This window comes from Microbacterium sp. A8/3-1 (assembly GCF_040267695.1).
GTDB classification, from domain to species: Bacteria; Actinomycetota; Actinomycetes; order Actinomycetales; family Microbacteriaceae; genus Microbacterium; species Microbacterium luteolum.
The window spans coordinates 2,897,453-2,923,491 of record NZ_CP158357.1 but is presented as its reverse complement, the minus strand read 5'-3'; the positions used below and the strand labels follow the sequence as shown (position 1 = coordinate 2,923,491).

Below are 26,039 nucleotides of genomic sequence, written 5' to 3'. Positions count from 1 at the left end.
TACTCCTTCGGACCAGGAACAGGGTGGGGGGGTATCGCTAGAGGGAGAGCAGGACCTTCGCCGAGGCGGACGAGTCGCGAGCGAGCTCGAATGCCTGGACGGCGTCGGATGCCGGGATGACGTGTGAGACGACGGAGTCGAGCGCATCCGATTCGGCCAGCATGCGGACCGCGTCGTCGATCTCGGTGGAGAAGCGGAAGGCGCCGCGGATCGTCAGCTCCTTCGCGAGCATCGGCGCGAGGTTCACTCCGATGTCGGCGTTCGGGAGCATGCCGACCTGGACGATCGTCCCGGCGCGACGCGCGGCCCGCACGGCCTGCGTCAGCGCGACGCCCACTCCGGAGCACTCGAACACGACGTCGTACGACTCGTCGTCGATCGTGTCGCGGCCGACGAGGGAGACCTCGGTCGCGCCGAGCGCCTGAGCGCGCTCGAGCGGTTCGGTGCGCACGTCGCTCGCGCCGACGACCCCGGCTCCCGCGTGCACGGCGGCCGCGACGACCAGGAGGCCGATGGGCCCGGCGCCGATCACGAGCACGCGCTTCCCCGTGACGCCATCCGCCAGGCTCACGGCGTGGATCGCGACGGCCAGCGGCTCGGCGAGGGCTGCGCGCTCGAGGGGCAGGTTCTCCGGGAGCACACGGACCATCTGCTCCTCGACGATCAGGAACTCGGATGCTCCGCCCTGACGGTGCGGGTTCGCCGCCGCGCTGCCGAAGTAGTCGCCGCCGGGGCGCAGGTGCGGGCGGTCCTCGAGTCCGGGGATGCTGGGGCCGTAGCGAGCGGGGTGCACGGTCACCGGGGTGCCGGACGCCAGGCGGCCGGAGGGGTCGAGGTCGACCACGCCCGACAGCTCGTGCCCGGGGGTCAGCGGCTCGCGGATCGTGTACTCGCCGTTCGCGCCGTGGAAGTAGTAGTGCAGGTCGGATCCGCAGATGCCGACGTAGTTCACCCGGAGGCGCACCTCGCCGTCACCGGGCGTCGGGACCTCGCGGTCCTCCCAGCGGATGTCTTCCTTGCCGTGGATGGCGAGAGCCTTCATGGCTGCATCTCCTTCGCGATGGTGGGTGATGATGCGCTGGTCCGGGATGCCGAGACGGCATCGGCGATGGCCGAGCCGACGCCCTGACGCTGGATCGTATCGATCAGCTCGCCGACGCGGGCGATGAAGGCGTCCTGCTCGGCGAGCCCGTCGCCGAAGAGCTGGAGTTCGGAGATCACGCGCTCGGCGAGTTCGCGACCGGTGCGGGCGGTGGCCGCGAGTGCACCGAGGCGCTCGCGCGCGGCATCCGTCATCGCCGCCGCATGCACTCCGGGGTCGAAGCCCGGGAGCGGAGCGATGCAGGAGAGGTAGCCGGCGACCGTGAGGGCGATCAGATGGGGCATCTCGCCGCGATCGAGGGCCTGCAGGGCCGGCTCGGGGATGCGCTGGCGCAGCTTGACCGAGCCGTCGGTCCCGACCTGGGTGGTGCGGTGGCCGAGCGCGCTGTTGCCCCAGCGCTCGAAGAGCTCGGTCTCGTAGGCGCGGATGTCGACCCCGGACGGTACCTCGATCGACGGCTCGTACTCGCTGCGGAGAATGGAGAGCGCGGCGCGCGTGATGTCGTCGAGACCGATCGCCTCGGGGATCGTCGCGACCCCGTGAAGGGCTCCGAGATAGGCGATGAGTGAGTGCGTGCCGTTGAGCAGCCGCACCTTCATCTGCTCGTACCGACCGACCTCGGTCGTGAACACGGCTCCGCCGGCTTCCCAGGCTGGGCGTCCGCCGGCGAAGCGGTCTTCGATCGCCCACATCGTGAACGGCTCGGCCGGCACCGGGATCTCGTCGTGCGCACCGAGGAGGGCGCTGACGCGGGCCCGCAGCTCGGGCGTCGTCGACGGCACGATGCGGTCGACCATGCTGGAGGGGAAGGCGACCGCCTGGTCGAGGTAGGTGAGCGCGTCCGCGCCTTCGCCCTGCGGGAGCGCCTGCAGGAACTCGCGGACGAGCTTCTCGGTGTGGGCGCCGTTCGCGGAGAGGTTGTCGCAGCTGAGCACGGAGATCGGGGCGCCGCCGGCCGATGCGCGCGCCTGCAGGCCGCGAGCAAGCTGTCCGATCGTGGAGCGCGGGGCTCCGCCGCCGAGGTCGGCGCGCACGGTGGTGTCATCGAGGTCGAGGTGCTGGGTCGCGGCGGAGTAGCTGTAGCCGTTCTCGGTCACCGTGAGGGTGACGATGCGGATGCCGGAGTCGGCGATCTGCGACACGACGCGCTCGGGCTGCTCGGCGCCGACGAAGGCGTCGGTGTGCACGCCGGGGATGGTCAACGAGGTGCTGTCGGGCGAGATGGTGGCGACCGAGTACAGAAGGTTCTGCGCGTGCATCGCGTCGACGACCGTGCGAGAACGCGAGGCGACGCCGACGATGCCCCAGTCCCCGCCGGCGGCCGGAAGAGCGGCGGCGGTGTAGACGGCCTGGTGCGCCCGGTGGAAGCTGCCGAGACCGAGGTGCAGGATCCCTGCGCGCTCGGGCCGGGGGTGATCGGCGATGATCGTCATGTAAAACAGTGTGAATGGTTTGTACAAACTTGTCAACCCGTTTCACCTGGGGATGCATGATCATAGGATGACGGGACGAGGGAAAGGCGATCGTGGCAGCGACGTTGACGGATGTGGCCAAGCACGCGGGAGTGTCGATCGCGACGGCATCTCGCGCCTTCGGTGAACCCGATCGACTGGCGCACGGCACGTTGGAGCGGGTGCTTCGCGCGGCGACCGATCTCGGGTATGCGACACCGCAGTCGGCCACGGCCACCCGCTCTCTCGGCGTGGTCGTGCCCGACGTCGCCAACCCCGTCTACGCCACACTTCTCAAGGCGATCCAGGGGCAGGCCTGGCATGGGCGGCACCGTATCGTGCTCTTCGACGCGGATGAGGATCTGCGCCGGGAGCGTGAGCAGATCGAGCAGGCCCGCAAGCTCGACGGCATGCTGCTGTGCTCGCCCCGCCTTCCGGATGCCGATGTTCTCTCACTGGTCGGGACCACTCCCTACGTGGTCATCAACCGGCAGATCGACGGCGCCTCCTGCGTGCTCATGGACACGGAGCACGGCCCGACGCAGGCGATCGAGCACCTCGTGGCGCTCGGTCACACGCACATCGCCTACGCCGCGGGTCCGCGCGGATCCTGGGCCGACGTGCGCCGAGCAGACACCATCGCGAGGGCGTGCGAGCGGCACGGCATCCGGCTCACCCCGCTGAGTCATCACGCCGCGTCCATCCAGGGTGGGCGTGCCGCCGCAGCACCGGCCGCGGCGAGCGGCGCCACGGCCGTCGTCGCGTATAACGACCTCGTCGCGCTCGGCCTCGAGGCGGGGATGATCGAGCTCGGTCGCCGGTGCCCCGCCGACATCAGCATCGTCGGCATCGACGACATCGACCTCGCCGGTGCGGTGACGCCGGGCCTCACCACCGTGCGGATGCCGATCGCTCGCAGCGGCGAGCTGGCCGTCGATCTCCTCCTCCAGGCGATGTCGGGTACCGCGATCAGCGACGTCGTCACGCTCGGCTCGCAGCTCATCGTTCGCGCGTCGACGGCGGCCCCGCGCGCCTAGCGAGGCTTTTCTCCGCGCTCTGCCCCGTCCCAGAGCCATCTGCAGGCGACAAAGACGGATGCAGGTCGAATCGGCCCGATCGGACCTGCATGTGTGATCTGAGCCTGCACAGTGGCCGCGACCCCGCTCGCTACCCCCGGCGCCGCCCCGTGTCAACGGACCTCCCTCGGAGCGGCATCCGTTCGATGCTGGAGTTCCCAACCAGAGGAGAGCACGATGTCGAATCCCGAAGGACTCATCAACAGCATGGACCCGGTCGACGGTGCCTTCGTCTTCCCGACCGACGTCGAGCAGCCGGAGACGCAGGGCGACGAACCCCTCGAGGCCGAGCTCGGCGAAGACGGTCAGGGCGATCTCGCCGCCGAGGACGAGGGCGGTCCGCACAGCGGCGACGCTCCCACCGACCTGCGGACGTCCGAATGAGCGGCTCGAACGCCGCGTCGCCCGCAGAGTCCGACGCGCAGGCGCGCATCACGGAACATCTCCAGGCGCGCGAGGGCGAAGGCTCCGGTGAACTCCTCTACGTCGGTGAGACCCCGGCCGGAGGCGGCGGGGCCGATTCGGGTGCCGCGGATGCCGTGGGCGTCGACGACGCCACGAAGGAAACGGCTACGAAGGAGGCCCGGTCCTACGACTCCGAGCACAACGACGAGCCCGGCGTGGGCAACCGCCCGGGGGAGTCGAGCGACTGAACTGCTGCGAGGCCGGGGAGGAGCCCGTCACACCCTCCGTGGCGCGTCTCCCCGACCTCGCATGTCTGTGGGCGTCGACTACGCGGTCGACGGATGCAGGACGACCTTGATGCAGCCGTCCTCCTTCTTCTGGAAGGCGCTGTAGAGCGCGGGAGCATCTTCGAGCGGCGCATGATGCGTCGTGAGATCCATCACCCCGAGCGGATCGGAGACGTCCTCGACGAGCGGCAGCAGGTCGTCGACCCAGTGCTTCACGTTGCACTGGCCCATGCGCAGGGTGATCTGCTTGTCGAAGAGGGTCTTCATGGGCATGATGTCGGCATCACCGGCGTAGACGCCGCTGAGCGACACGGTTCCTCCACGCCGCACGGCGTCGATCGAGGCGTAGACGGCGGCGAGCCGGTCGATCCCGGCCTTGTCGAGCACCTGGCGCGCCGCCGCGTCGGGGAGCAGCCCGACCGCCCTCTGCATGAAGGCCACCCCGCCGTTGCCATGCGCCTCGAGGCCCACGGCATCCACCACCGAATCCGCGCCGCGCCCCTCCGTGAGGTCTCGCAGCTCCTCCACGATCGTGTCGGTCAGGTCGAAGGTCTCGATGCCGTGCCGCTCCGCCATCTCGCGTCGCTCGAGGACCGGATCGACCGCGAGCACGCGGTACCCGCGGAGGCGCCCGATGCGGGAGACGAACTGACCGACCGGCCCCAGCCCCATCACGGCGAGCGTCCCGCCCTCAGGGACCTGGGCGTACTCGACGCCCTGCCACGCCGTCGGAAGGATGTCGCTGAGGAAGAGATACCGCTCGTCCGGCAGATCCGGCCCCACCGGAATGTGGTTGTAGTCGGCAAGCGGGACCCGCAGGTACTCCGCCTGCCCACCGGGAACCTGGCCGTAGAGCTTCGTGTATCCGAACAGGGCCGCGCCGCTGCCGTACTCGCGCACCTGCGTCGTCTCGCACTGCGACTGCAGGCCCCGGCGGCACATGAAGCACTCGCCGCAGGAGATGTTGAAGGGGATGACCACCCGGTCGCCGACGCGGAGCTTCGTCACCGCCGAGCCGACCTCGACGACGACGCCCATCGGCTCATGGCCGAGGATGTCGCCACGGTCGATGAACGGTCCGAGCAGTTCGTACAGGTGCAGGTCGGAGCCGCAGATCGCCGAAGACGTCACCCGGATGATCGCGTCCTCCGGCTCACGGATCACGGGGTCGGGGACCTCCTCGACCGTCACCGTGCGCTTCTTCTGCCACGTCAACGCCTTCATCGTGTCCTCCATCTCGTCCCGCCCTGCCACATTCCCCGCTGATGGCGGAATCGAACAGCGGGTTGACAAGACGGCCGGCGCCCGACGCGGGAGACCGTCCGCCTGCTTGTCAAGCACCTCGCCGCACGTGCTCGCAGGGCCGCACGATGAGGGCGGAACGGAGACAGGATGGCGACCAACACTCGCGCGATGGACTGCACACCCGACGACGTGTTCCGCGTGCTCGGAAACGGCTGGCTCTACCCGGCATGGGTGGTCGGCGCCTCTCGCATGCGGGATGTCGATGAGTCATGGCCGAGCCCTGGGGCCGAGCTCCATCACTCGTTCGGGGTCTGGCCCGCCCTGCTCGACGACACCACGCAGATGAAGGAGTGGGATCCGCCCCACCGCGCGGTGCTCCGCGCCCGCGGCTGGCCGGTCGGGGAGGCGAAGGTCACGATCCGCGTACGGACCCTCAGCTCCGGCTGCCTGGTGCGCATCGACGAGGACCCGGTGAAGGGCCCGGCCACGGTCGTCCCGCGCTTCCTCACGACGCCGATGCTCCGCTGGCGCAACGCCGAGACGCTGCAGCGACTCGCGTACCTGGCCGAGGGGAAGGCCGGCTGACCCCGGTTACTCGCCGGCGCTCTTCTTGAACTGCCGCTCCCAGTCGCGCAGCTCGGAGCGTCCGATCAACGAATCCAGCGACACCTGGAAGAGCAGACCCTTGCGGGCGTTCACCTGCTTGATGTTGTCGACGATCTGCGTCGTGACGGCCGAGAGCGCCTCGCGCACCTCGCCGACGCGCTCGTCCGGCGCATCCCAGAGATCGGGACGCGTGAGCAGATCGAGCAGGTAGTCGCGGTCGAGCGCGGCCACCAGTCGGGCGAGCTTGTCGGAGTACTCCGCCTCGGCCAGCACGCTCTGGTCCTCGCCGGCCTTCGCGTCGAGGCGCACGAACAGCTGCTCGACGTGCGAGGCGAGGGAGTCGATCCCGACGGCCGTCTCCGCCGCGACCGGGTTGCCGGGAAGCGCGGCATAGTCCGCGCGCAGCTCCCGCAGACGGTTCACCCGCAGACGGATGTCGGCCGGCACCGGGTCCGCGCTCGCCGCGGGCTTCCTGCGGCGCCGGGCGATCAGGCCGATCGCGGTGCCGATGCCCGCGACGATCACCACGCCGCCGATCACGGCCGGCAGGAGGAAGTCCGCGCCTCCGCCGCCCGAACCCCCGGGAGATGACGGGGTCTCTGCGGCGATCTGCTGCACCGTCTCGACGAGTGCCGCCTGGGTGTCGCCGCCCGCCGCGCTCTCGCTCTCGTTGGCGATGCGCAAGGCCTCGGTGCTGTCGATCACCGACGAGATCGCCTGTACGTCGTCGCCGATGGCGAGAACGAGGGTCGGCTGATCAGAACCCTTCGCGATGTCTGTGCGAACCTGGCCGGCATACTCGTCGCTGTCGTCAGCCTGCGCTGGCAGGACGACGATCGCGATCGAGCCGTCGCTCGGCACGACCTCCAGCAGCTGCGCTTTCAGTGACTCGGCTCCGGGAACGCTCGGATCGACGTAGACATTCTCGGCGTCGAGCCCCGCGACGGCGTCGTCCACCCAGGGGTTGCCGGACGCGGAAGCGATGTACATCTCCACCTCAGAAGTTGTTGATCACGGAGGCGAAGACGAGGTCGATGCGCTCGGCGTCGGAGGCGTCGAACATCTGGCCGCCGGTGGCGTCCGCGATCCGCTGCAGCGCCGTGGGGTCGGCTCCTTCGCCGTATGCGATGGTGAAGATGCGCACCGGGGCGTCGTCGCCGCCCTCCTTCGAGCTCTTGCCGATCTTCGCGATGAGCGAGTCGAGAGAGGTCGTGGAGTCGGTGTCCTCTCCGTCGGAGAGCACGACGATCGCGTTGATGCGGCCGGGCTCGGCGCGCTCGCTCATCGCCTCGTATGCTGTGAGGACCGCGTCGTAGAGGGGCGTGCCGTTGCGCTGCGCGTACCGAAGGTCGTCGAGCGACGAGTCGAGCTTCTCGCCGTCCGACCCGAGCGCCGTGACGTCACGCAGCACCTGGATGCCGTCGCCCTCGTCCGAGGAGATGCCGGTCGTGAAGGCCCAGACGCCGACCTCGTCGGAAGAGCGGAAGTGACCGAGCGTCGTCTGCGCGCCCTCGATCGCGCCGTCGAGCCGGGAGCGGCCATCGCCGATCGGGTCGTCCATGGAACCGGAGATGTCGATGAGCTCGAGCACCGACGAGGGCTTGCGCACCTGCGTCCACTGGTCGATCGCGGTGGAGATGACATCGACCTCGGGCTTCGGCAGCGTGACGGCGGGCTGCGCCGGATCCACGCCGAACTTCGCGCTGAACAGGTCGCCGAGCGGCACAGACTCGTCGAGCGGGCGGAACCCGTACTCGGGCAAGAGCTTCTGCGCGGGCGTGGACTGCAGGAACTCCGCGAACGCCTCGCCGGCCGTGCGCTGCTCGGCCGTGACCCAGTCGGCCCCGAGGACCGTGACCGGGTTGTCCGACCACATCGACCCACCGGAGGGATACACCGCGACGAGCTTGGTCTTGGGCGGGGTCAGCGTCTCGCCCGGCTGCACCGTGTGCGAGTCGGGGTTGCCCTGGTTGTAGTTCAGCAGCGACGTCTCCTCGAGGGCCACCGCCGAGACGTAGGCGGAGCCGTTGGCACCGTTCTGCGTCTCGTCGTACAGGGTGGAGAGTACGTTGCCCGTCGTGTCGCCGTAGTGGATCACGCACTCCTCGAACACGCGCGAGAAGTCGGCCGCGGCATCCACGTCTGCGGAGGTGAGGCCTTCGGCCTTGCCCGAGGCCTCGTACGACTGCATGAGGATGGTGGAGAGGCCCGTCGTCGAGGTGTTCGGGTTCGTCTTCGAGATCTTGAAGGCTCCCCAGATGTCCTTGCCGACGCTGCCCCACCCGTTCGGGTCCTGGCAGAGGCCCTCGAGGTCGGTGATGCTGATCGGCTTCTCGGGGTAGCCGAGCGCCTTCGCCATCGGCTCCGGCATCCCGAACACGACGGGCGTGCGCGTGAACGAGGCGGGCTCCCCGACCAGGTTCGGCGACGCGGCGGCCGCCACGCGGTCGGTCCAGACGGTGGAGGCGGGGGACCAGAGGGTGGGCCAGAGTGCGCGGTCGTCGCTCGGCCAGTCGTCTCCGGCGGTGAGGTAGCGGGCCGCGTTGCCCGACGAGACGTTCGTCGGGCGCACGGTGGCGCAGGTGTCGAGTCCCTTGTGCTCGGGCGAGTCCTTGAAGGCGGCGGCCAGCTCGTCGAGCATGTTCACCTTCTCCGACGAGGTCGCGATGGTGATGTGCGTGCACCCGTCGTCGGGGAAGCCCTGGCTCCCGTCCGTCGTCGTGCCCTCTTCGCCGCCGCCGGTGCACGCCGCCAGCACGAGTGCCGCGATCGCCGTGGCGGCGAGGGCGGCGGTCGTCCGCCGGGCGATGGACCGTGGGGCGATGCGAGGCGCGCTCATGCGCCTAGGCTACCCAGGTATCGCGCTCCCGATCACGAACTTCCGCGTATCCGACGGATCGTTCACGGCGCAGCGCGCACGAACTCCTCGGCGGCCCGCACCTGCTCGTCGGACGGACGGATGCCGGTGTAGAGCACGAACTGCTCCAGCGCCTGCAGCGTCGCCACCTCGGCGCCGGTGATCACGGTCTTGCCGGCCGCGCGGCCCGCGGCCACGAAGGGCGTCTCGGCGGGGAGCGCCACGACGTCGAACACGACGGATGCCGCGGCGATCGCGTCCGCGCTGAACGCGAGCGCGTGCTCCTCGGCTCCTCCCGCCATGCCGATCGGCGTGACGTTCACCAGGACATCGGCGGTGGCGTCGTCGGCATCCGGCAACCACGCGAATCCGTAGAGTCCGGCCAGCGCGCGTCCGTTCGCCTCGTTGCGCGCGACGATCGTCACGTCGGTGAACCCCGCGTCGCGGAAGGCGGCAGCGGTGGCCTTCGCCATGCCGCCGGAACCGCGCAGCAGGACGGACGAGCCGGCATCGAGCCGGTTGCGCTCGATGAGCTGCGCGATCGCGGAGTAGTCGGTGTTGTAGGCGGTGAGCACGCCGTCGTCGTTCACGATCGTGTTGACCGAGTCGATCGCGGTCGCCGAGGGATCCATCCGGTCGACCAGCGCGATGACGTCCTCTTTATAGGGCATCGAGATCGCGCAGCCGCGGATGCCGAGCCCGCGCACCCCGGCGATCGCCTGGCCGAGGTCGGTCGGGGCGAAGGCCTTGTAGATCCAGTTGAGCTCGAGCGCCTCGTAGAGGAAGTTGTGGAAGCGGGTGCCGTTGTTGCTCGGCCGCGCCGACAGCGAGATGCACAGCGTCATGTCCTTGTTCAGCATCGTCACCGCATCAGCGTAGTCGTTCGCGTCCGTGGCGCGGATCGCGTGACCTCCCCTATGGTGAAGGTGCGTGCACAAGGGGATCGATCGTCTCCGTCTCTCCCCAGAGGACGGGCTGCCTTCCCCAGAGGCAAGACGATCCGTGCGCGTGATTGGGCCCCCTCGAGTAGTTCAGTCCCCAATGGACTATTCGAGGGGGCCGCTATCCCATCGTCCTGCCGATTTTCGGTTTTGTCCCCCAAAAGGGGGACAAGGACCTGGAAAAAGGGCTAGGCTGTTTCTGACGCACCCTCCGGTCGTCTTCGGCCCTCATCGCTCCCCCCGCGGTGAGGGCCACACCATTTTCCGGGCGCCTTCGCCGTGCCCGATGTCGCCGGTTCCCGATCCCGCGGTGTGACGACCGGATGCCGCTCATGCAACATTTGGGTTACCTTCTTGCCCGCGCTCTTCCCCTCCGGGCCGCCTCCACTACCGTTAGCGATGTCGGGGCATACCTGCGTCGGCTTCTTCATCAGTAGAACGAACAGGCAGTACATGAGCACTCAGGGCACGGTCAAGTGGTTCAACTCGGAGAAGGGCTTCGGCTTCATCTCCCCCGACGACGGCGGCGCTGACGTTTTCGCGCACTACTCCGCCATCGAATCATCCGGCTACCGGTCTCTCGATGAGAACCAGCGAGTCGAGTTCGACGTCGCGCAGGGCCCCAAGGGCCTGCAGGCAGAGAACATCCGTCCGCTCTAAGAGCGGGCGTTTCACAGAACTCCCCGTCCGGATTCGCCTCGTGCGACATCCGGCGGGGAGTTCTGTGCTTTTCGGGCCGATTCGCGGCCGCGCTCAGGCGAGGAGCAGCGCCCGAAGCTCGTCGACGGATGCCGCGCGGAACGCCGCCTCGTCGCCTTCGTGATGGTCGCTGAAGCCCCATTCGACGAAGATCACGGGCACGCCGTTGGCGTTGCCGCCCTCGACGTCGTGGTGGCGGTCGCCGACGAGCACGGGACGCGAGGTGTCGGCGCCGAGGTCGCGCAGACGGCGCAGCGCTTCTGCGACGATGTCGGTCTTGGAAGCCAGGGTGGACTCGTCGGGCGTCGCCCCGACGGTGGTGAGGAACGACGGACGCAGACCGAAGTGGTCGACCAGGGCGTCGACCTGGTTCTCCGGCTTCGAGCTCGCCGTCGCCTGCGGAATCCCCGCGGCGTGCAGGTCGTGGATGAGCTCGACGACGCCGGGATAGGTGGCGGCATCGGTCGTGTACCCGTCGGCCTTGCCGAGCGTGCGGTAGAAGGTGACGGCTTCCGCGGACTCCGCAGGGGTCATGCCCGCCTGGTCCTGGAACGACTGGAACATCGGCGGACCGATCCAGTGCGTCAGCTCCTCGCGCGTCGGCGCCGGCCGGCCGAAGTGGGTGAGGGCGACGTTCAGACGTCGCAGGATGCCGACGGAGGCATCGACGATGGTGCCGTCGACGTCCCACAGCACGCAGGAGTAAGGGGAGGAGGCCATGCCTCCAGCCTATGGGGAGGTGGATGGACGTCAGCTCTCCCTGCACAGGTGTGCAGCGGATGGTGTTCTCCACAATGCTCGGCTGGGCCGAATTCGTCGTCCTAGAGTGGTGACAGTGGGGGATCCGCGGGTGAGAATGGGGGCATGTTCGTGTCGGTGGAAGCCATAACGACGATCGCGGCAGCGGTGTCCATCGTCGTCGCGTTCGCGGGCCTCTTCGGATGGTTCATCCGCCGGCTGGATGCGCGGTTCGACAAAGTGGATGAGCGGTTCGACAAAGTGGATGAGCGGTTCGACAAAGTGGATGCGCGGTTCGAGCGTATGGAAGATCGGCTGAGCAGCGTCGCGCACGAGCTGACCGAGGTGAAGGTCGCCGTCGCCCGGCTGGAGGGCCCGCCGCCACGGCTCGTGACGGCGCGCTGACCGCTCAGAAGAGCCGGGGGATGCCGGACTCGATGCCCTTCATGTCGTCGTAGTCGAGCACGAGGCAGCGGATGCCGCGGTCCTCGGCGAGCACGCGCGCCTGCGGCTTGATCTCCTGCGCGGCGAAGACGCCCTGCACGGGGGACAAGTGCGGGTCGCGCCCGAGAAGCTCGAGGTAGCGCGTGAGCTGCTCGACGCCGTCGATGTCGCCGCGGCGCTTGATCTCGACCGCGATCGCGACGCCGTCGGCATCCCGCACGAGCAGGTCGACCGGCCCGATCGCCGTCGGGTACTCGCGACGCACGAGGGTCGCGCCCTCGGAGATGCGCTCGACCTGCTCGGCCAGCAGTCGTTGCAGGTCGGCCTCGACGCCGTCCTTCTGCAGGCCGGGGTCGATGCCCAGTTCGTGCGAGGTGTCGTGGATGATCTCGTAGATCTGCACCCGCAGCGCGTCGCCGGTCTTCTTGTGCGTGACGCGCCAGACCTCGACGACGCCGGCGCTCGCCTCCTCCTCGCCGGGCTCCTCGCTGGAGAGCGAGCACGGCGGGCTCATCCAGTTCAGCGGCTTGTAGCTGCCGCCGTCCGAGTGCACGAGCAGACTCCCGTCTCCCTTGTGCACGAGCAGACGCGTGGCGAGGGGGAGATGGGCATTGAGCCGACCGGTGTAGTCGACCGAGCAGCGGGCGATGACGAGGCGCACCCGTCGAGCCTAACGGCATCCGACCCGGCAGACCGACGCGTGCCGGAGCGGCGCGCGGTGCTCAGCCGCCGAGTCGGGACAGGGCGTCGAAGATCCCGAGCTCGGTGGCCGCGGAACGCGCGATGAGGAAGCCGATGATGCCGATGATCCACGCCGTGTTCTCGGCTCCCGTCCGCTCCATCCAGGCGGCGAAGCGTTCGAGCGGTCGTTGGACGAGAGGAGCTGCGACGAGCCGGAGCACCAGGAGCACGACGGCCGGAAGGACCATCAGGGCGCAGTAGCCGACCAGTGAGAGCACGCGAAGGGGAGTGCTCACTCCGGCATCCGCCAGCATGGTCATCGCGACGATGTAGGGGAGCATCGTCGCGACCTCGACCAGCCCGGCGGCGATCGCGACGGCCATCACCGCCGTGCCGCGCGTGCGCGGATCCAGCAGGCGCTCGCGCCAGCGGGTGATGCGCCCGGGAGACGGAGTCGTGGCGTCGCCTGCAGGCGGAGCGGCCGAGACGCTTCCGGGCGCGGTTGCCGGCGCAGCCACGGCTCCGGCCGTTGCCACGGCGGGTGCCTCTGCTTTCGAGCCGGTGGGCATCACGAAGGCGGTGATGAGCAGTGCCGCCCCCACGACCAGGCGTGTGATCAGTCCCGCGGGCGACGCGAGGAAGTCCGCGGCCACATCGACCAGATTCACCAGGCCCCACAGGAACAGGAGCCCGACCACGAGATAGAACCCCGCGATGGTCGCCAGGTAGAGGAGGATGCGTCCCGCCCTGACCCGCCCCGGGTTCAGCAGGAGGAACACCGGGATGAGCAGGGTGCCGACGCTGAGACCGTCGATGAGCGCCAGCACGGCCAGGGAGAGAGGAAGCGGGAGTCCGCCGAAGAGTTCCATGACTCCACGCTCGACGACGCGCGCGCGACACGGATCGGGTGAAAGTCCCGTTCCGCCCGACCGCCCTCATCCCTTCGTCGGATGCGCCGCCGCCGTCGTCGTGGTTGCATGAGGACCATGCAGGAGGCGACGGCGGAGCGGATCCGCACCTGGTCCCGGGCTCGCCGTCCCCTGATCGATGCGGTCCTCATCGGACTGTTCTGCGTGCTGAGCGCGGCGCTCGGATTCAGTGGGATCTGGAGCATCTTCTCGCTCCTGGACGCCGACATCTCGCCCTGGTGGACGCTGGCGACAGCCCTTCCCGGGTGCGTAGCCGTGCTCATGAAGCGGCGCTTCCCGATGCTCTCTCTGGTCGCCGCCGCCATCCTGTTCACGGTCGACCTGCTGACGATCGGCGGCCTCGGGCCCGTGATCATCCTGCTGGATGTGCTGTGGACGGCCGCCTTCCTCGCCTCACCGCGCGCACGCACCGGTCTGCTCATCGCCAGTGCGATCGCCGTGGTCGTGATGTTCTTCGGCGCCCTCGCGCTGTCCGACGCCGCCGTACCGGTGGCCTTCCTCGTGGCCGCGCAGTTCGGCGCGTTCGTCGGCACCGACTACTGGTGGGCGGTCGCGGTCTCGCAGGCGAACGAGCTCGCGGAGCTCCACCGCCAGCGCGCCGACGACGCGGCCGCGGTCGCGGAGCGGGAGCAGGCGGAGGCCGTCCGGCGCGAGCGCGAGACCATGGCGCGGGAGCTGCACGATGTCGTCGCCGGGCATGTGATGGCGATGGCCATCCGGGCCGAGGCGGCGCTGACGAGCCCTCCGGATCCGGTCACCGACCGCGATGCACTGCAGGCCGTGCGCGACGCCGGGCTCGACGCCCACGGGGCGCTGCGCTCGATGATCTCGGTGCTCCGCCGGGGCGACGGCACGCTCGCACCCACCCCCGGGTGGTCCGACCTCGAGGGCATCGTCGATGAGGCGCGGCGCGCGGGTCTCGGCATCCGCTTCTCCTCCGTAGACGTCTCGGGCGTCGGCGGTGCCGCAGAGCAGGCAGTGGTGCGGGTGGTGCGGGAGGCCCTGGCCAACGGCATCCGGCACGCGAGCGGCGCAGACGTGGACGTCGTGATCGACGTCGCGGGCTCGGACGTGCAGGTGGCCGTGCGGTCGCGCGGCGGAGTCGCCCGCGCCTCCGCCACCCACGGCGGACAGGGATGGGGGCTGCAGATGCTCCGGGAGCGCGTGGAAGCGCTGGGAGGCACCTTCGCCGCCGGACCCGAGTCCGACGGATGGTCGGTCGCCGCCCGCGTTCCGGTCGGGGTGCGCGCATGACCGCGCCCACGGTGCTCCTGGCCGACGATCACGGTGCGATCCGGACGGGCCTGCGCATCATGCTGGAGGCGCACGGCATCGTCGTGGTCGGCGAGGCGGTCGACGGAGACGTCGCGGTGCGCAACGCATCGGCCCTGCGGCCGGACGTGGTGCTGATGGACCTGCGGATGCCGGGACGGGACGGCATCTCCGCCACTCGGGAGATCGTCGAGCGCGGTCTGAGCGACGTCCTGGTGCTGACGAGCTTCGACGAGGACGATCTCGTGCTCGGGGCGATCAGGGCGGGTGCCGCGGGATTCCTCCTGAAGACGGTCGATGCGCCGGCGCTCGCCGCAGCGGTGCGTGCGGTGGCCGCCGGCGAGGGCGCCCTGGATCCGCGAGTGACCCGCAGGGCGCTCGCCGCTGTCGCGCAGAGCGTTCCCGCCTCGACCGCGCCGACTCCGGATCGGGGCGACCAGGCGGAACTCACCGTTCGAGAGCAGGAGATCCTCGACGGCATCCTGCAGGGCTGGTCGAACGCCCAACTCGCAGAACGTCTGCACATCTCCGTCGCCACGGTGAAGACGCACGTGTCGAACGTGCTGGCCAAGCTCGGTGCACGCAGTCGCTCGCATGCGGCGGCGCTCGTCCGGCGCCGAGGCGCCTGAGACTCAGCCCTCCTGCACGGGGGTCGGGATCTTCTCGTCTTCGCGCAGCGGTCGCGCGGCGCCCGAGAACAGTCCGGAGGCCACGACCAGGCCCACCAGGATGAAGAGCGTGTTCAGCAGTCCGATGTGCTCGCTGATGATCCCCAGCACCGGAGGGCCGCCGAGGAACGCGACGTAGCCGATCGTCGCGGCGGCGCTCACCCGGGCGGCGGCCTTGGCAGGGTCGTCGGCCGCGGCCGACATGCCCAGCGGGAATCCGAGCGAGGCCCCGACGCCCCAGAGCGCTGCGCCGACGAGCACGAGCGGCAGACTCGGCGCGAGGATGAACAGCACGATGCCGGATGCCGCGGCGACGGCGAGGATGCGCAGCACCAGCACGCGGCCGAAGCGATCGACGAGCGGTCCGCCGAAGAGGCGCACCACGGTCATGCCGACCGAGAACACCGCGAGCGATACCGCGCCGGTCCCTTCGGCGAAGCCGTGTCCCTGCTCGGTGCCGAGAGCGATCCAGTCGTTGGCGCCGCCCTCGGCGAACGACATGCCGAGCATCACCACGCCGAGCAGATAGGTGCGCGGCTCGCGCCACGCCTCGAGGGCCGTGTGCATGCGCTGGCGGAAGGGGGGCTTCTCGTGATCCTCGGGGTCGAGCGCCGCCTCACGTGACGGCACCTGGAAGAAGCAGACCACGGCGACCACCAGGATCAGGGCGCCGACGGCGCCCGCATGGGTCGCGACGTCGACGGAGAGGCCGGCGGCGAGAGCGCCGATGCCGGCGCCGATCACGGTGCCGAAGCTGAACAGCGCGTGGAAGACCGGCAGGATCGTCTTGCCCATCTGCTGCTCGATCGCCGTCGCCTCGACGTTCATCATCACGTCGACGCATCCGTTGCCGAAGCCGAACAGAACCATCCCGAGCAGCACGATCGGCACCGAGCCGAAGACGTTCGCACCCAGGCCCACGAGAGCGATGCCGACCGCGAACATCAGCATGGCGAGCAGCATCCCGCGCCGAGCTCCGGTGCGCGCCATCACGGCGGGACTCGTCGAGATGCCGATGATCGACGCCAGGCCCATGCCGAGCAGGATCATGCCGACCTGCGCGTTGTCGAGGTCGAGGGCCTGCTTGATGCCGGGCACACGAGACGCCCACGTGGCGATCGAGAGTCCGCTGGCGAAGAAGATGGCGAAGATCGCTGCGCGCCAGCGCACGAACTGCGAACGGGTGAGGGCGGTGTCCATGCCGGACAGCCTATCGAATCGATTCGACTCACCGCGACCGAATCGGGTTATCCTCGGAGTATGAGCACTCAGGAGACTCCGCGTCGAGCGACCATCGCCGACGTCGCGCGCGCCGCCGGAGTGGCGACGTCCACGGCATCCGTCGTGTTCAGCGGCAAGGCCAAGGTCGCTGCCGCGACGCGCGAGCGCGTGCTCGCCGCAGCTGCGGAGCTCGGTTACGCCGGACCCGATCCGCGGGCGGCTTCGCTGCGACGCGGACGCAGCGGCATCGTGGCGGTCGTGCTCGAGGGTCATCTGCGCGCGGCCTTCCTCGACCCGGTGACCACCGCCATGATGGACGGACTCACCGACGGCCTGGCCGAGCTCAGCGCCGGCATCCTCCTGCTGCGCGACGAGCCGGGGGAGGAAGGATCCGCCCTCGCCAACGCCCCCGTCGACGCGTTCGTGCTGATCGGATGCTCGGGTCGCACGCGCGCCTCGCTCGAGGTGGTGCGCGGCCGCGGCCTCCCGGTGGTCGTGATCGAAGGGGATGCCGGCGACGGGATTCCGCGCATCACGCTCGACAACACCGAGGCCTCCGCCGACGTCGCGCGCCACCTCCATGAACTCGGGCATCGCGACGTCGCGCTCGTCACGCTCCCGCTGGACACCGAGCGGGAGCGCGTGGCGGTGACCCCCGACCGCGTCGCGACGGCGACGGTCGACGTCACGGTCGACCGGCTCGCCGGCCTGCGCGAGGTCTTCCCCGATGCACCGGCGATCTCGGCATCCGGCAGCCTCATCGACGAGGGCGTCCTCGTCGGCCGGATGCTGCTCGCGGATGCCGCCGCGCGGCCCACAGCCGTCATCGCCCAGAGTGATCTGCTCGCGGTCGGCGTGATCCGCGCCGCCGAGGAGCTCGGCCTCCGCGTGCCGGAGGACCTCTCGGTCGCCGGCTTCGACGGGATCGCCGTCGACGGGCTCGCCGACCTGACGCTCACCACGAGCGTGCAGCCCGCGGTCGACAAGGGGCGCGCGGCGGGGGAGCAGGTCGCACGGATGCTGCGCGGCGAGCCCGGCATCACCCAGCACCTCACCTGCCGGTTCCGGGCGGGGACGACGACGGCTGCGCCGGCGGGGCGCTGATTCGGGTTCTGGGTCGTTGAGCTTGTCGGTCTTGGGTTGCTGAGCTTGTCGGTCTTGGGTTGCTGAGCTTGTCGAAGCACCGGTGGTGGGCCCTTCGACAGGCTCAGGGACCCAGGTGGTTCGGGGCTGAGGTTCTGTTGGGTTGCTGAGCTTGTCGAAGCACCGGTGGTCGGCCCTTCGACAGGCTCAGGGAACCAGCGGCTTCAGGAGTGGGGCGGGCCGAGGGGGAGGGGCGTGTCGCCGAAGTCGAGGATGCGGTAGCGGCCGCAGTCGACGACCTCGTCGGGGACGACCGCCACGGGCAGCTGCCACCGCACGGTCTGCGCGTCCTCGATGAGGAACGACACCTCGCCGACGTCGAAGTCACGGCGGTTCACGAGCCACGCGTAGCCGTTCAACTGGTGATCGACCTGCACGAGCTGTGCGGGATCGTCGAGGTGCAGTTTCGGCAGGCGCGCGGTCCAGAACTGTCCGGCACCGGTGCGCCCGGACGCGTCCACCCAGTCGGTGACGCACAAGAGATCGGGATCCGCTGAGGCGGCGGCGGCACCGAGACGCGGCACGCTCAGCCCACCCCCGACGAGCACGAGCACGGCTGCGACGGCGGCCGCCGCGCGAGCCGCTCGACGCGGCATCCGCACGGCGCGCGGTGTCGCGACCAGGGCGAGCACCGGTGCGAACGCGACCGGCTGGAGGTACCGCGCCGCGTGCGTGCCGAGCGCGATGGCGCCCACCACGACGAGGACGGGCATGAGCCACGCGAGCGCGGCGACGAGACGGGAACCCGGGTCCTCCGCACTGGTCATGCGGAGCACTGCCCACACGAGCAGCGCGAGTGCGAGCAGGCATCCGATGAGGCCGAGCGGGGTCGACAAACGGTCGAGCAGCAGGCCGCCGTAGTACGCCGCCGACTGCGGCCACAGCGCAGGCTGCGCGTAGCCGGCCCCGGTATTGGCGATCCATGCCCCGAACGGAATGCGACCGATCAGGCCCAGGACGGTGCCGCCCACGAGCACCGCCAGCAGGATCGGCATCCGCTTCCTCCTCGTCGACATCCGCATCGCGAACAGCAGGTAGACCGCGAGCGGGACGGTCGCCCAGACCGCGTACAGCGGATTCGTCAGCGACGACACCGCCGCGACCGCGCCGAGCGCGACGAGCAGCCCTGAGCCGCCGCGATCGCGGTCGAGCACTCGACGCACCAGACCGATCGACAGCACGACGCCGATCACCGTCGCGGCGTAGTAGGTCGTCGTGAGCTGCAGCGAGGCGAGTTCGAGAGCATCGCGCGACGCCGAGACCTCGGTCGCGGCGAGGAGACCGAAGGCGAGGAGCGCGATCAGCGACCACGCGACCGGCGCCTGCCCCTCGCGCTGACGGCCGGCTACCAGGCGCAGGGATCCGTACAGCGCGAGGAGATTGAGCACCGCGTTGACGGCGAGAAGCGAAGTCGGGTCGAGGGGAAGCAGCGCGTCGAGCCCGGCGAACGCCGAAGCCTCCGGCAGGAACAGCACGCTCGACATCGCCCAGTCCTGTGGACCTCCGGCGAGCACCGACCGCGCGAACATCGCGACGATCAGCGAGTCGCCGTCGCGGAAGAGCAGCTCGGAGCGGGCGGATGCCGCGACCTGACCGGCGATGATCACGCTGACACCGAGGGCGCCCAGCCACCCCGTCAGCTCCCGCACCCACACCCGCCGCATGCGACCACTCTCGCACGCTCGCAGAAGCTGCGGTCCTCACGGAGTCCTAACGCCGGTAAACTGGACGGACACCCGCCCGCCTGAGCCGATTCACCCCCGGCCGACGAGCCCCGAGGGAGCCGCGTATATGCTGACGCTCCTCGCCGTGTTCCTCCTCGGGTCTCTGCTCATGCCCGTGCTGGTGCGCTGGCTGGGATCGCAGGCATTCATCATCGCGGCCCTCATTCCCGCCGCGGCATTCATCCACGCGCTGGTGCGGACCCCGGAGGTCCTCGACGGCTCCGCCCCCTTCGTGTCGATTCCCTGGATCCCGCAGCTCGGGCTGAACCTGTCGATGCACATGGACGTCCTGGGGTGGGTCCTGACCCTCATCGTCACCGGCGTCGGGGCCTTGGTGCTGCTCTACTGCCGCTGGTACTTCCTCGACGACTCCGCCGGGATCGGCTCCTTCGCGGGCGTGCTGCTCGGATTCGCCGGCGCCATGTACGGCCTCGTCCTCACCGACGACCTCGTGATGCTCGTGATGTTCTGGGAGGTGACGAGCATCCTCTCGTACCTCCTGATCGGGCACTACCGCCGTCGCGCGGTCAGCCGACGTGCTGCTCTGCAGGCCCTGCTGGTCACCACTCTCGGCGGTCTCGTGATGTTCGTCGGCGTCGTCCTCCTCGTGGTGAGCGCCGGCACGAGCAGCATCCGGGAGATCCTCGAGATCGCGCCGACGGGCCCGATGATCGATGCCGCGATCGTCATGCTGCTGATCGGCGCCATCAGCAAGTCCGCGCTGTTCCCCTTCCACTTCTGGCTTCCCGGCGCGATGGCTGCACCGACACCGGTGAGCGCGTATCTGCACGCCGCCGCCATGGTCAAGGCGGGCATCTACCTCATCGCCCGTTTCGCGCCGATCTTCGCGTTCAGCGGCCCATGGCGACCGATCGTCATCACCCTGGGCATCGTGACCATGCTGCTCGGCGGCATCCAAGCGCTGCGCGAGACCGACCTCAAGCGCATCCTCGCCTTCGGCACGGTCAGCCAGCTCGGGTTCTTCGCCCTCGTCGTGGGTTACGGCACGCAGGCGACGGCACTCGCCGGGCTCGCGCTGGTGATCGGTCATGCGCTGTTCAAGTCGGCCCTCTTCCTTATCGTGGGCGTGATCGACCGTCAGCTCTCCACGCGTGACATCACCGAGCTGTCCGGCGTCGGCAGGCAGGCGCCTGTCATGGCGACAGCGGCGTTCATCTCGGTCGCCTCCATGGCCGGCATCGCGCCGACCATCGGCTTCGTCGCCAAGGAGTCCACGCTGACGGCTCTGCTCGACGACGGACTGCACGGATCCCCGTGGGGTCTCGTCGCGATCATCGGCGTCAGCCTCGGATCCATGCTCACCGCGGCATATGGCATCCGCTTCCTCTGGGGCGCGTTCTGGACGAAGCGCGACGAGCAGGGACAGCGGATGCCCGACACCGCCTGGCCCGACCCGCCGGTCGGCTTCCTCTCGGCGCCGATCATCCTCGCGGGCGTCACGCTCGCCGCGGGCATCGGAGCCCCGGCGCTCGATGTGGCGCTGCAGGGCTACGCGCTCACCGCGACCCCCGGGCTCGACGCCGCAGGCGAGGCGGTGGAGGGACCGGGACACCTCGCGCTCTGGCACGGTCTCGAACCGGCGCTCGGCATCTCGATCCTGACGATCCTCCTCGGGTTCGGGATCTTCTGGCTGACGCGTCGCACCGGCTGGGACGCCAAGGCGCGGATGCTGCCCTTCACGGCTGCGGACGCGTACTACCTCGTCATGCGCGGCATCGACCGTCTCTCGGTGCTCAGCACCACGCTCACGCAGCGCGGTTCGCTGCCGGTCTACGTCGGCACGATCTTCGTCGTCTTCGTCGCCGCCGAGGTCACCGCACTGATCGCCAGCGACGTCGATCGCTACAACCTCTCGGCCTGGCACACGCCCGCGCAGATCGCGGTCGCGCCGATCATGGCCGTCGCCGGTGTCTTCGCCGTCCGCGCGCAGAAGCGCTACACGGGCGTGGTCCTGGTGTCGGTGACCGGGCTCGGCATGGTCGCGCTGTTCGCGACCAGCGGCGCACCCGACCTCGCCCTCACCCAGATCCTCGTCGAGACCGTCACGATGGTGACGTTCGCGCTCGTCCTGCGACGGCTCCCGGCGCGCATGGGCGAGCACAACGCCTCGGTGAGCCGTATCCCCCGGGCGCTGCTGGCGATCGGCGTCGGCGTGACCATGGCGTTCGTCGCCGTGGTCGCCACGCAATCGCGCGTCGCCGCCCCGATCTCCGAAGCCTTCCCCAAGCTCGCCTACGAGATCGGCCATGGCAAGAACGTCGTCAACGTCGCGCTCGTCGACCTGCGCGGCTGGGACACCATGGGCGAGCTGTCCGTGCTCGTGCTCGCTGCGACCGGCGTGGCATCCCTCGTGTTCGTCACGCACCGAGCCGATCTGCTCGCCGCGACGAAGGGCCTGCCGCGCGCGACGCGCAAGGCGGCGCGCAGCCGTCCTCTCGTCGAGACGACCGAGGGCATCCGCTTCCAGACCGCCGAGAACGAGAACAGCCCGCGCGCCTGGCTCGTCGGCGGTCAGAAGATGAAGCCGGAGAACCGGTCGATCCTGCTCGAGGTGATCGTCCGCATCCTCTTCCACACCATCATCGTGGTGTCGATCTTCCTGCTCTTCGCCGGTCACAACCTCCCCGGCGGCGGCTTCGCCGGCGGCCTGGTGGCGGGCATGGCGCTGGTCATGCGCTACATCGCCGGCGGTCGGTGGGAGCTGGGCGCCGCGGCGCCGACGGATGCCGGACGGCTCCTCGGTGCAGGCCTCATCCTCGCGGTGGGCACCGCCGTGGTCCCGCTGTTCTTCGGCCTCGCCCCGCTCACGAGCTCCTTCTGGGAGTGGGAGATCCCCGGCATCGGGCACATGGAGTTCGTCACGTCGACGATCTTCGACGTCGGCGTCTACCTCGTCGTGATCGGGCTGGTGCTCGACGTGCTGCGCAGTCTCGGCGCCGAGGTCGACCGCCAGTCCGCGCTCCGCCCGCAGGAGAGCCCCACGCAGAGCGGGGTGCGCAGCTGATGGACGTTTCGCTCACCCTGATCGTCGTGATGGCGGTGCTCTTCGCCTGCGGCGTCTACGCGATGCTCGAGCGCAGCCTCACCCGCGTGCTGATCGGATTCCTGCTGCTCGGCAACGCGACGAACCTGCTGCTGCTGATCGTGATGGGCGTGCCGGGCAATGCGCCGTTCTTCGGCACCGAGGGCGGGATGAGCGACCCGCTCCCGCAGGCCCTCACCCTCACGGCGATCGTGATCACTTTCGCCGTCTCGGCCTTCCTCCTCGCGCTCATCTACCGCTCCTGGCAGCTCGGACAGGCCGACACCGTCGAGGACGACGCGGCCGACATCGCCCTGCGCGAGCGCACCGACGCCGACGAGGACGTCCTGGAGGACGACGCCGATCTCGAGGAGGAGGCGACCACCGACTTCGTGGGCGTGCAGACCGCGCCGATCACGGTGCTGCACATGCGGGACCATCCCTCGATCCACGACGACGCCCCGTTCGATGCCGCCGACGCTCGCCCCGCTGAGCGTCCTGAGGACGGGGAGGATCGGACATGACCGCGCTCGTCCCGCTCCTCGTCGCCCTGCCGCTGCTCGGCGCGGCCGTCACGCTCGTGTTCGGACGGAACGCCCGTCTGCAGGTGTTCGTCACGGTCGCCACCCTCGCGATCGTCTCGGTCATCGCCGCCGTGCTGCTGGTGGTGGTGGATGCCGGAGCGCCGCTCGCGGTCTCCGTCGGCGGCTGGCCCGTGCCGTTCGGCATCGTGCTCTACGTCGACCGGCTCTCGGCGCTGCTCGTGCTCGTGTCGAGCATCGTGCTCCTCGCCGTCCTCCTCTTCTCGATCGGCCAGGGCGTCGCCGACGGCGCGGACGAGACCCCGATCTCGATCTTCAACCCCTCGTACCTGATCCTCGCCGCGGGCATCTTCAACGCCTTCATCGCGGGCGACCTGTTCAACCTCTACGTCGGCTTCGAGATCCTGCTCGTGGCGTCGTACGTGCTGATCACCCTCGGCAGCACCGAGTCCCGCATCCGCACCGGTGCCGTGTACATCGTGGTGTCGCTGGTGTCGTCGATCCTGTTCCTCGCCTCGATCGCGATGATCTACGGCGCGCTCGGCACCGTGAACATGGCCCAGATCGCCGAGCGCATGTCAGAGCTCCCGCAGGAGACGCAGCTGGTGCTGCACCTCATGCTGGTGATCGCGTTCGGCATCAAGGCCGCGATCTTCCCGGTGTCGTTCTGGCTGCCGGACTCCTACCCGACCGCGCCGGCCCCGGTCACCGCGGTGTTCGCCGGATTGCTGACCAAGGTCGGCGTCTACGCGTTGATCCGCACCGAGACCCAGCTCTTCGCGTCGAACAGCATCGACACGCTGCTGCTCATCATCGCCCTGGCGACCATGATCATCGGCGTGCTCGGCGCCGTCGCGCAGGCGGAGCTGAAACGAATCCTGTCGTTCACCCTCGTGAGTCACGTCGGGTACATGATCTTCGGGCTGGCGATCGCGACCCCGGCCGCGATCGGCGCGACGGTGTACTACATCGTCCACCACATCGTCGTGCAGACGACCCTGTTCCTCGCCGTCGGCCTCGTGGAGCGCCGAGCCGGCAGCACCTCGATCCTGCGGGTCAAGGGGCTGCTCAAAGTCGCCCCGGTGATCGCCGTGCTGTACTTCGTGCCGGCCATCAACCTCGGCGGCCTGCCACCCTTCTCGGGGTTCATCGGCAAATTCGCGCTGTTCGAGGCCGCGGCATCCGTCGGCACCCCGCTCATGATCGTGCTCATCATCGGCGGCATCGTCACCTCGCTGCTGACGCTGTACGCGCTGATGCGCGCCTGGAACCTGGCGTTCTGGCGCGAGGAGGAGGACTCCACCGAGACCGAGGGCCGCATCTCGTACCTCGGCAACGCGCCCGCCGCCGACGATCAGCAGGAGCGCCGCCGCATCCCGAAGATCATGACGCTCGCGACGGGCGGGATGGTCGCGGTGACCATCGCGCTGACGATCTTCGCCGGGCCCCTCTACGCCCTCTGCGACCGCATCGGCGCCGCGCTCCTGCAGCCCGTGAGCCTCGTGCAGCTGGAAGAGGAGGTGGGCTGATGGCGCGCGAGACCCGACGTCACCTCTGGCGCGACATCCGCGTGCAGCTGCCGTTCCTGGCCTGGCTCGTCGTGCTCTGGATGCTGCTGTGGGCGCAGTTCACCGTGCTGTCGTTCCTGACCGGCCTCGTCGTCGCGGTCTTCGTCACCCGCGTGTTCCGCCTGCCGACGGTCGCCCTGTCGGGGCGGATCAACGTCTGGTACGCGGCGCTGTTCGTGGTGCAGTTCCTCTTCGCGGTGCTGCGTGGGGCGCTGTCCGTGACGCGCCAGGTCTTCGACTTCCGCCGCCAGCCGGGAGCCGCGATCATCGCGGTACCGCTGCGCTACGCCGACGACCTCGTGATGACCCACGTCGCGGTCACGTCGTCGCTGATCCCCGGCTCGCTCATCGTCGAAGCCGACCGCGACCGCCGCATCCTCTACCTGCACGTGATCGGCGTGCGGGACACGGCCGACGTCGAGAAGCAGCGGGCCGGCGTGCTCCTCTGGGAGCGTCGGATCGTGCGTGCGCTGGGCGACCCGGAGCAGTACCGTGCTCTCAAGGCCGACGAGCGCGCCGGTGCCGTTGGCGGCCCGGCGAAGGGCGGTGCGCGATGAACATCCTCCTGCTGGTGATCATGGTGGTGTTCGGCCTCGCCGCGATCCTCGCCGTGATCCGGATCGTGCGCGGGCCGTCGATCCTCGACCGCGCCGTCGCCTCCGACGTGCTGCTCACCGAGGTGATGTGCGTGCTCGGAGCCGAGATGGCGATCAACGGGCACACCCGCAGCATTCCGGTGCTGCTGATCATCGCCGCGATCGGGGTGTTCGGCTCGATCGCCGTCGCCCGCTTCGTCGCGAGAAGGGACAACACGACGCAATGAACGTGCTCGGTCTCCTGATCCCCGACGCCGTCATCGATGTGGCGGTGCTCGTGCTGATCCTGCTCGGCGCCCTGCTCTGCCTCTCGGCCGCGGTCGGCCTGCTGCACTTCCGCGACGTGCCGTCCCGCCTGCATGCGGCCACGAAGCCGCAGGTGCTCGGCCTCGTGCTCATCTGCGGTGCGGTCGCACTGTCGCAGCGCTCCGTCGGCGGCATCCTGATCGGGCTCGTCCTGGTGGCTCCGATCGTGCTGATGCAGTTCGCCACGGCACCGCTGTCGGCGCACATGGTCGGCCGTCAGGCGTATCGCAACGGCACGACGGATCAGCGTGGGCTCGTGGTCGACGAGCTCGCCGAGTCGAAGCAGACCCCTCCCGGGGCGGGGTAGCGCTCTTCTCAGTCCGTGTTTGAACCTCGAGGTCGACGGACTCCGCCGAGCATAATTCAGCAAGAACTCGGTCCTGCGGCCGACTTTGGCCACTGGTAGCGGATTTCGCGAGAGTCTTGCTGAATTGTGACCGTCGACTGGCCGCGACACTGATTCTGCACCGACCAAGCACGACCGGAACCCATCCA

Annotated in this window: 26 protein-coding genes; 15 read left to right on the top strand and 11 right to left on the bottom strand. The window is 69.5% G+C overall.

Going from position 1 to position 26,039, the window contains the following annotated elements; all coding sequences use genetic code 11:
• Positions 1-37 precede the first annotated feature (37 nt).
• Both ABS642_RS14310 and ABS642_RS14305 read right to left on the bottom strand, forming a co-directional pair.
• On the bottom strand, positions 38-1,042 hold the full coding sequence (locus tag ABS642_RS14310) for an L-idonate 5-dehydrogenase (RefSeq protein ID WP_350350621.1): 1,005 nt from the start codon (positions 1,040-1,042) through the stop codon (positions 38-40).
• Positions 1,039-2,535, bottom strand: coding sequence for a mannitol dehydrogenase family protein (locus ABS642_RS14305; protein WP_350350620.1), 1,497 nt, complete (start codon positions 2,533-2,535; stop codon positions 1,039-1,041). The genes ABS642_RS14310 and ABS642_RS14305 overlap by 4 nt, the downstream gene beginning before the upstream one ends.
• Positions 2,536-2,627: 92 nt before the next feature.
• On the opposite strand from ABS642_RS14305, the gene ABS642_RS14300 reads away from it, so the two are divergent.
• From ABS642_RS14300 to ABS642_RS14290, 3 genes are all read left to right on the top strand, one after another.
• The gene (locus ABS642_RS14300; protein WP_350350619.1) at positions 2,628-3,590 is read left to right on the top strand and encodes a LacI family DNA-binding transcriptional regulator; all 963 of its coding nucleotides are present in this window, start codon (positions 2,628-2,630) and stop codon (positions 3,588-3,590) included.
• 216 nt (positions 3,591-3,806) lie between these two features.
• On the top strand, positions 3,807-4,013 hold the full coding sequence (locus ABS642_RS14295) for a hypothetical protein (RefSeq protein WP_282215256.1): 207 nt from the start codon (positions 3,807-3,809) through the stop codon (positions 4,011-4,013).
• Positions 4,010-4,282 (top strand): hypothetical protein, encoded by a 273-nt coding sequence (locus ABS642_RS14290; RefSeq protein WP_350350618.1) that lies wholly within the window; start codon positions 4,010-4,012, stop codon positions 4,280-4,282. The genes ABS642_RS14295 and ABS642_RS14290 overlap by 4 nt, the downstream gene beginning before the upstream one ends.
• A gap of 78 nt (positions 4,283-4,360) precedes the next feature.
• On the opposite strand, the gene ABS642_RS14285 is transcribed toward ABS642_RS14290, so the two are convergent.
• Complete coding sequence (locus ABS642_RS14285; RefSeq protein ID WP_350353442.1) at positions 4,361-5,545, bottom strand: zinc-dependent alcohol dehydrogenase; 1,185 nt, start codon at positions 5,543-5,545, stop codon at positions 4,361-4,363.
• Positions 5,546-5,713: 168 nt separating this feature from the next.
• Between ABS642_RS14285 and ABS642_RS14280 the strand changes: the two genes are divergently transcribed.
• Positions 5,714-6,151, top strand: a complete 438-nt coding sequence (locus tag ABS642_RS14280; protein ID WP_350350617.1) for an SRPBCC family protein — start codon at positions 5,714-5,716, stop codon at positions 6,149-6,151.
• A gap of 6 nt (positions 6,152-6,157) precedes the next feature.
• Here ABS642_RS14280 and ABS642_RS14275 read toward each other — a convergent pair whose 3' ends face one another.
• The 3 genes from ABS642_RS14275 to ABS642_RS14265 all read right to left on the bottom strand — a co-directional run bounded on the left by ABS642_RS14275 (position 6,158) and on the right by ABS642_RS14265 (position 9,874).
• Positions 6,158-7,162 carry a hypothetical protein gene (locus ABS642_RS14275; protein ID WP_350350616.1) on the bottom strand — a complete coding sequence of 335 codons (1,005 nt, stop codon included), beginning with the start codon at positions 7,160-7,162 and terminating at the stop codon, positions 6,158-6,160.
• A gap of 7 nt (positions 7,163-7,169) precedes the next feature.
• Positions 7,170-9,011, bottom strand: coding sequence for a substrate-binding and VWA domain-containing protein (locus ABS642_RS14270; RefSeq protein ID WP_350350615.1), 1,842 nt, complete (start codon positions 9,009-9,011; stop codon positions 7,170-7,172).
• A gap of 62 nt (positions 9,012-9,073) precedes the next feature.
• Positions 9,074-9,874, bottom strand: coding sequence for a shikimate 5-dehydrogenase (locus tag ABS642_RS14265; protein WP_350353441.1), 801 nt, complete (start codon positions 9,872-9,874; stop codon positions 9,074-9,076).
• Between the two features lie 549 nt (positions 9,875-10,423).
• On the opposite strand from ABS642_RS14265, the gene ABS642_RS14260 reads away from it, so the two are divergent.
• Positions 10,424-10,630, top strand: coding sequence for a cold-shock protein (locus tag ABS642_RS14260; protein ID WP_046014597.1), 207 nt, complete (start codon positions 10,424-10,426; stop codon positions 10,628-10,630).
• 93 nt (positions 10,631-10,723) lie between these two features.
• Here ABS642_RS14260 and ABS642_RS14255 read toward each other — a convergent pair whose 3' ends face one another.
• A complete protein-coding gene (locus ABS642_RS14255) occupies positions 10,724-11,389 on the bottom strand; it encodes an HAD hydrolase-like protein (protein WP_350350614.1) in 666 nt (221 codons plus the stop codon).
• Between the two features lie 144 nt (positions 11,390-11,533).
• Between ABS642_RS14255 and ABS642_RS14250 the strand changes: the two genes are divergently transcribed.
• A complete protein-coding gene (locus ABS642_RS14250) occupies positions 11,534-11,812 on the top strand; it encodes a response regulator (RefSeq protein WP_350350613.1) in 279 nt (92 codons plus the stop codon).
• A 4-nt stretch (positions 11,813-11,816) separates the two neighbouring features.
• On the opposite strand, the gene nucS is transcribed toward ABS642_RS14250, so the two are convergent.
• Both nucS and ABS642_RS14240 read right to left on the bottom strand, forming a co-directional pair.
• Entirely contained in the window at positions 11,817-12,512 is a 696-nt protein-coding gene (gene nucS / locus ABS642_RS14245) for an endonuclease NucS (protein WP_282215247.1), read from the bottom strand.
• A 61-nt stretch (positions 12,513-12,573) separates the two neighbouring features.
• Complete coding sequence (locus tag ABS642_RS14240; RefSeq protein WP_350350612.1) at positions 12,574-13,401, bottom strand: GAP family protein; 828 nt, start codon at positions 13,399-13,401, stop codon at positions 12,574-12,576.
• A 108-nt stretch (positions 13,402-13,509) separates the two neighbouring features.
• Here ABS642_RS14240 and ABS642_RS14235 point away from each other — a divergent pair, with 108 nt between their 5' ends.
• Together ABS642_RS14235 and ABS642_RS14230 are read left to right on the top strand one after the other, a co-directional pair.
• Positions 13,510-14,715: a histidine kinase gene (locus tag ABS642_RS14235; RefSeq protein WP_350350611.1), complete on the top strand. Its 1,206-nt coding sequence runs from the start codon at positions 13,510-13,512 to the stop codon at positions 14,713-14,715.
• Positions 14,712-15,362, top strand: coding sequence for a response regulator transcription factor (locus ABS642_RS14230; protein ID WP_350350610.1), 651 nt, complete (start codon positions 14,712-14,714; stop codon positions 15,360-15,362). The genes ABS642_RS14235 and ABS642_RS14230 overlap by 4 nt, the downstream gene beginning before the upstream one ends.
• A gap of 3 nt (positions 15,363-15,365) precedes the next feature.
• Here ABS642_RS14230 and ABS642_RS14225 read toward each other — a convergent pair whose 3' ends face one another.
• Complete coding sequence (locus ABS642_RS14225) at positions 15,366-16,601, bottom strand: MFS transporter (protein WP_350350609.1); 1,236 nt, start codon at positions 16,599-16,601, stop codon at positions 15,366-15,368.
• A 60-nt stretch (positions 16,602-16,661) separates the two neighbouring features.
• Between ABS642_RS14225 and ABS642_RS14220 the strand changes: the two genes are divergently transcribed.
• Positions 16,662-17,726, top strand: a complete 1,065-nt coding sequence (locus ABS642_RS14220; RefSeq protein WP_350350608.1) for a LacI family DNA-binding transcriptional regulator — start codon at positions 16,662-16,664, stop codon at positions 17,724-17,726.
• Positions 17,727-17,929: 203 nt separating this feature from the next.
• On the opposite strand, the gene ABS642_RS14215 is transcribed toward ABS642_RS14220, so the two are convergent.
• Complete coding sequence (locus ABS642_RS14215) at positions 17,930-19,429, bottom strand: hypothetical protein (protein ID WP_350350607.1); 1,500 nt, start codon at positions 19,427-19,429, stop codon at positions 17,930-17,932.
• Between the two features lie 127 nt (positions 19,430-19,556).
• Between ABS642_RS14215 and ABS642_RS14210 the strand changes: the two genes are divergently transcribed.
• The 6 genes from ABS642_RS14210 to mnhG are packed head-to-tail and all read left to right on the top strand — an operon-like array spanning position 19,557 to position 25,851.
• Positions 19,557-22,514 carry a Na+/H+ antiporter subunit A gene (locus ABS642_RS14210; RefSeq protein WP_282215240.1) on the top strand — a complete coding sequence of 986 codons (2,958 nt, stop codon included), beginning with the start codon at positions 19,557-19,559 and terminating at the stop codon, positions 22,512-22,514.
• Complete coding sequence (locus ABS642_RS14205) at positions 22,514-23,056, top strand: Na(+)/H(+) antiporter subunit C (RefSeq protein WP_350350606.1); 543 nt, start codon at positions 22,514-22,516, stop codon at positions 23,054-23,056. The genes ABS642_RS14210 and ABS642_RS14205 overlap by 1 nt, the downstream gene beginning before the upstream one ends.
• Positions 23,053-24,603 carry a Na+/H+ antiporter subunit D gene (locus ABS642_RS14200; RefSeq protein ID WP_350350605.1) on the top strand — a complete coding sequence of 517 codons (1,551 nt, stop codon included), beginning with the start codon at positions 23,053-23,055 and terminating at the stop codon, positions 24,601-24,603. Before ABS642_RS14205 ends, ABS642_RS14200 begins: the two co-directional genes overlap by 4 nt.
• A complete protein-coding gene (locus tag ABS642_RS14195) occupies positions 24,603-25,199 on the top strand; it encodes a Na+/H+ antiporter subunit E (protein WP_282215237.1) in 597 nt (198 codons plus the stop codon). Before ABS642_RS14200 ends, ABS642_RS14195 begins: the two co-directional genes overlap by 1 nt.
• The gene (locus tag ABS642_RS14190) at positions 25,196-25,465 is read left to right on the top strand and encodes a monovalent cation/H+ antiporter complex subunit F (protein ID WP_282215236.1); all 270 of its coding nucleotides are present in this window, start codon (positions 25,196-25,198) and stop codon (positions 25,463-25,465) included. The genes ABS642_RS14195 and ABS642_RS14190 overlap by 4 nt, the downstream gene beginning before the upstream one ends.
• Positions 25,462-25,851, top strand: a complete 390-nt coding sequence (gene mnhG, locus ABS642_RS14185; RefSeq protein WP_282215235.1) for a monovalent cation/H(+) antiporter subunit G — start codon at positions 25,462-25,464, stop codon at positions 25,849-25,851. Before ABS642_RS14190 ends, mnhG begins: the two co-directional genes overlap by 4 nt.
• Positions 25,852-26,039: the final 188 nt, after the last annotated feature.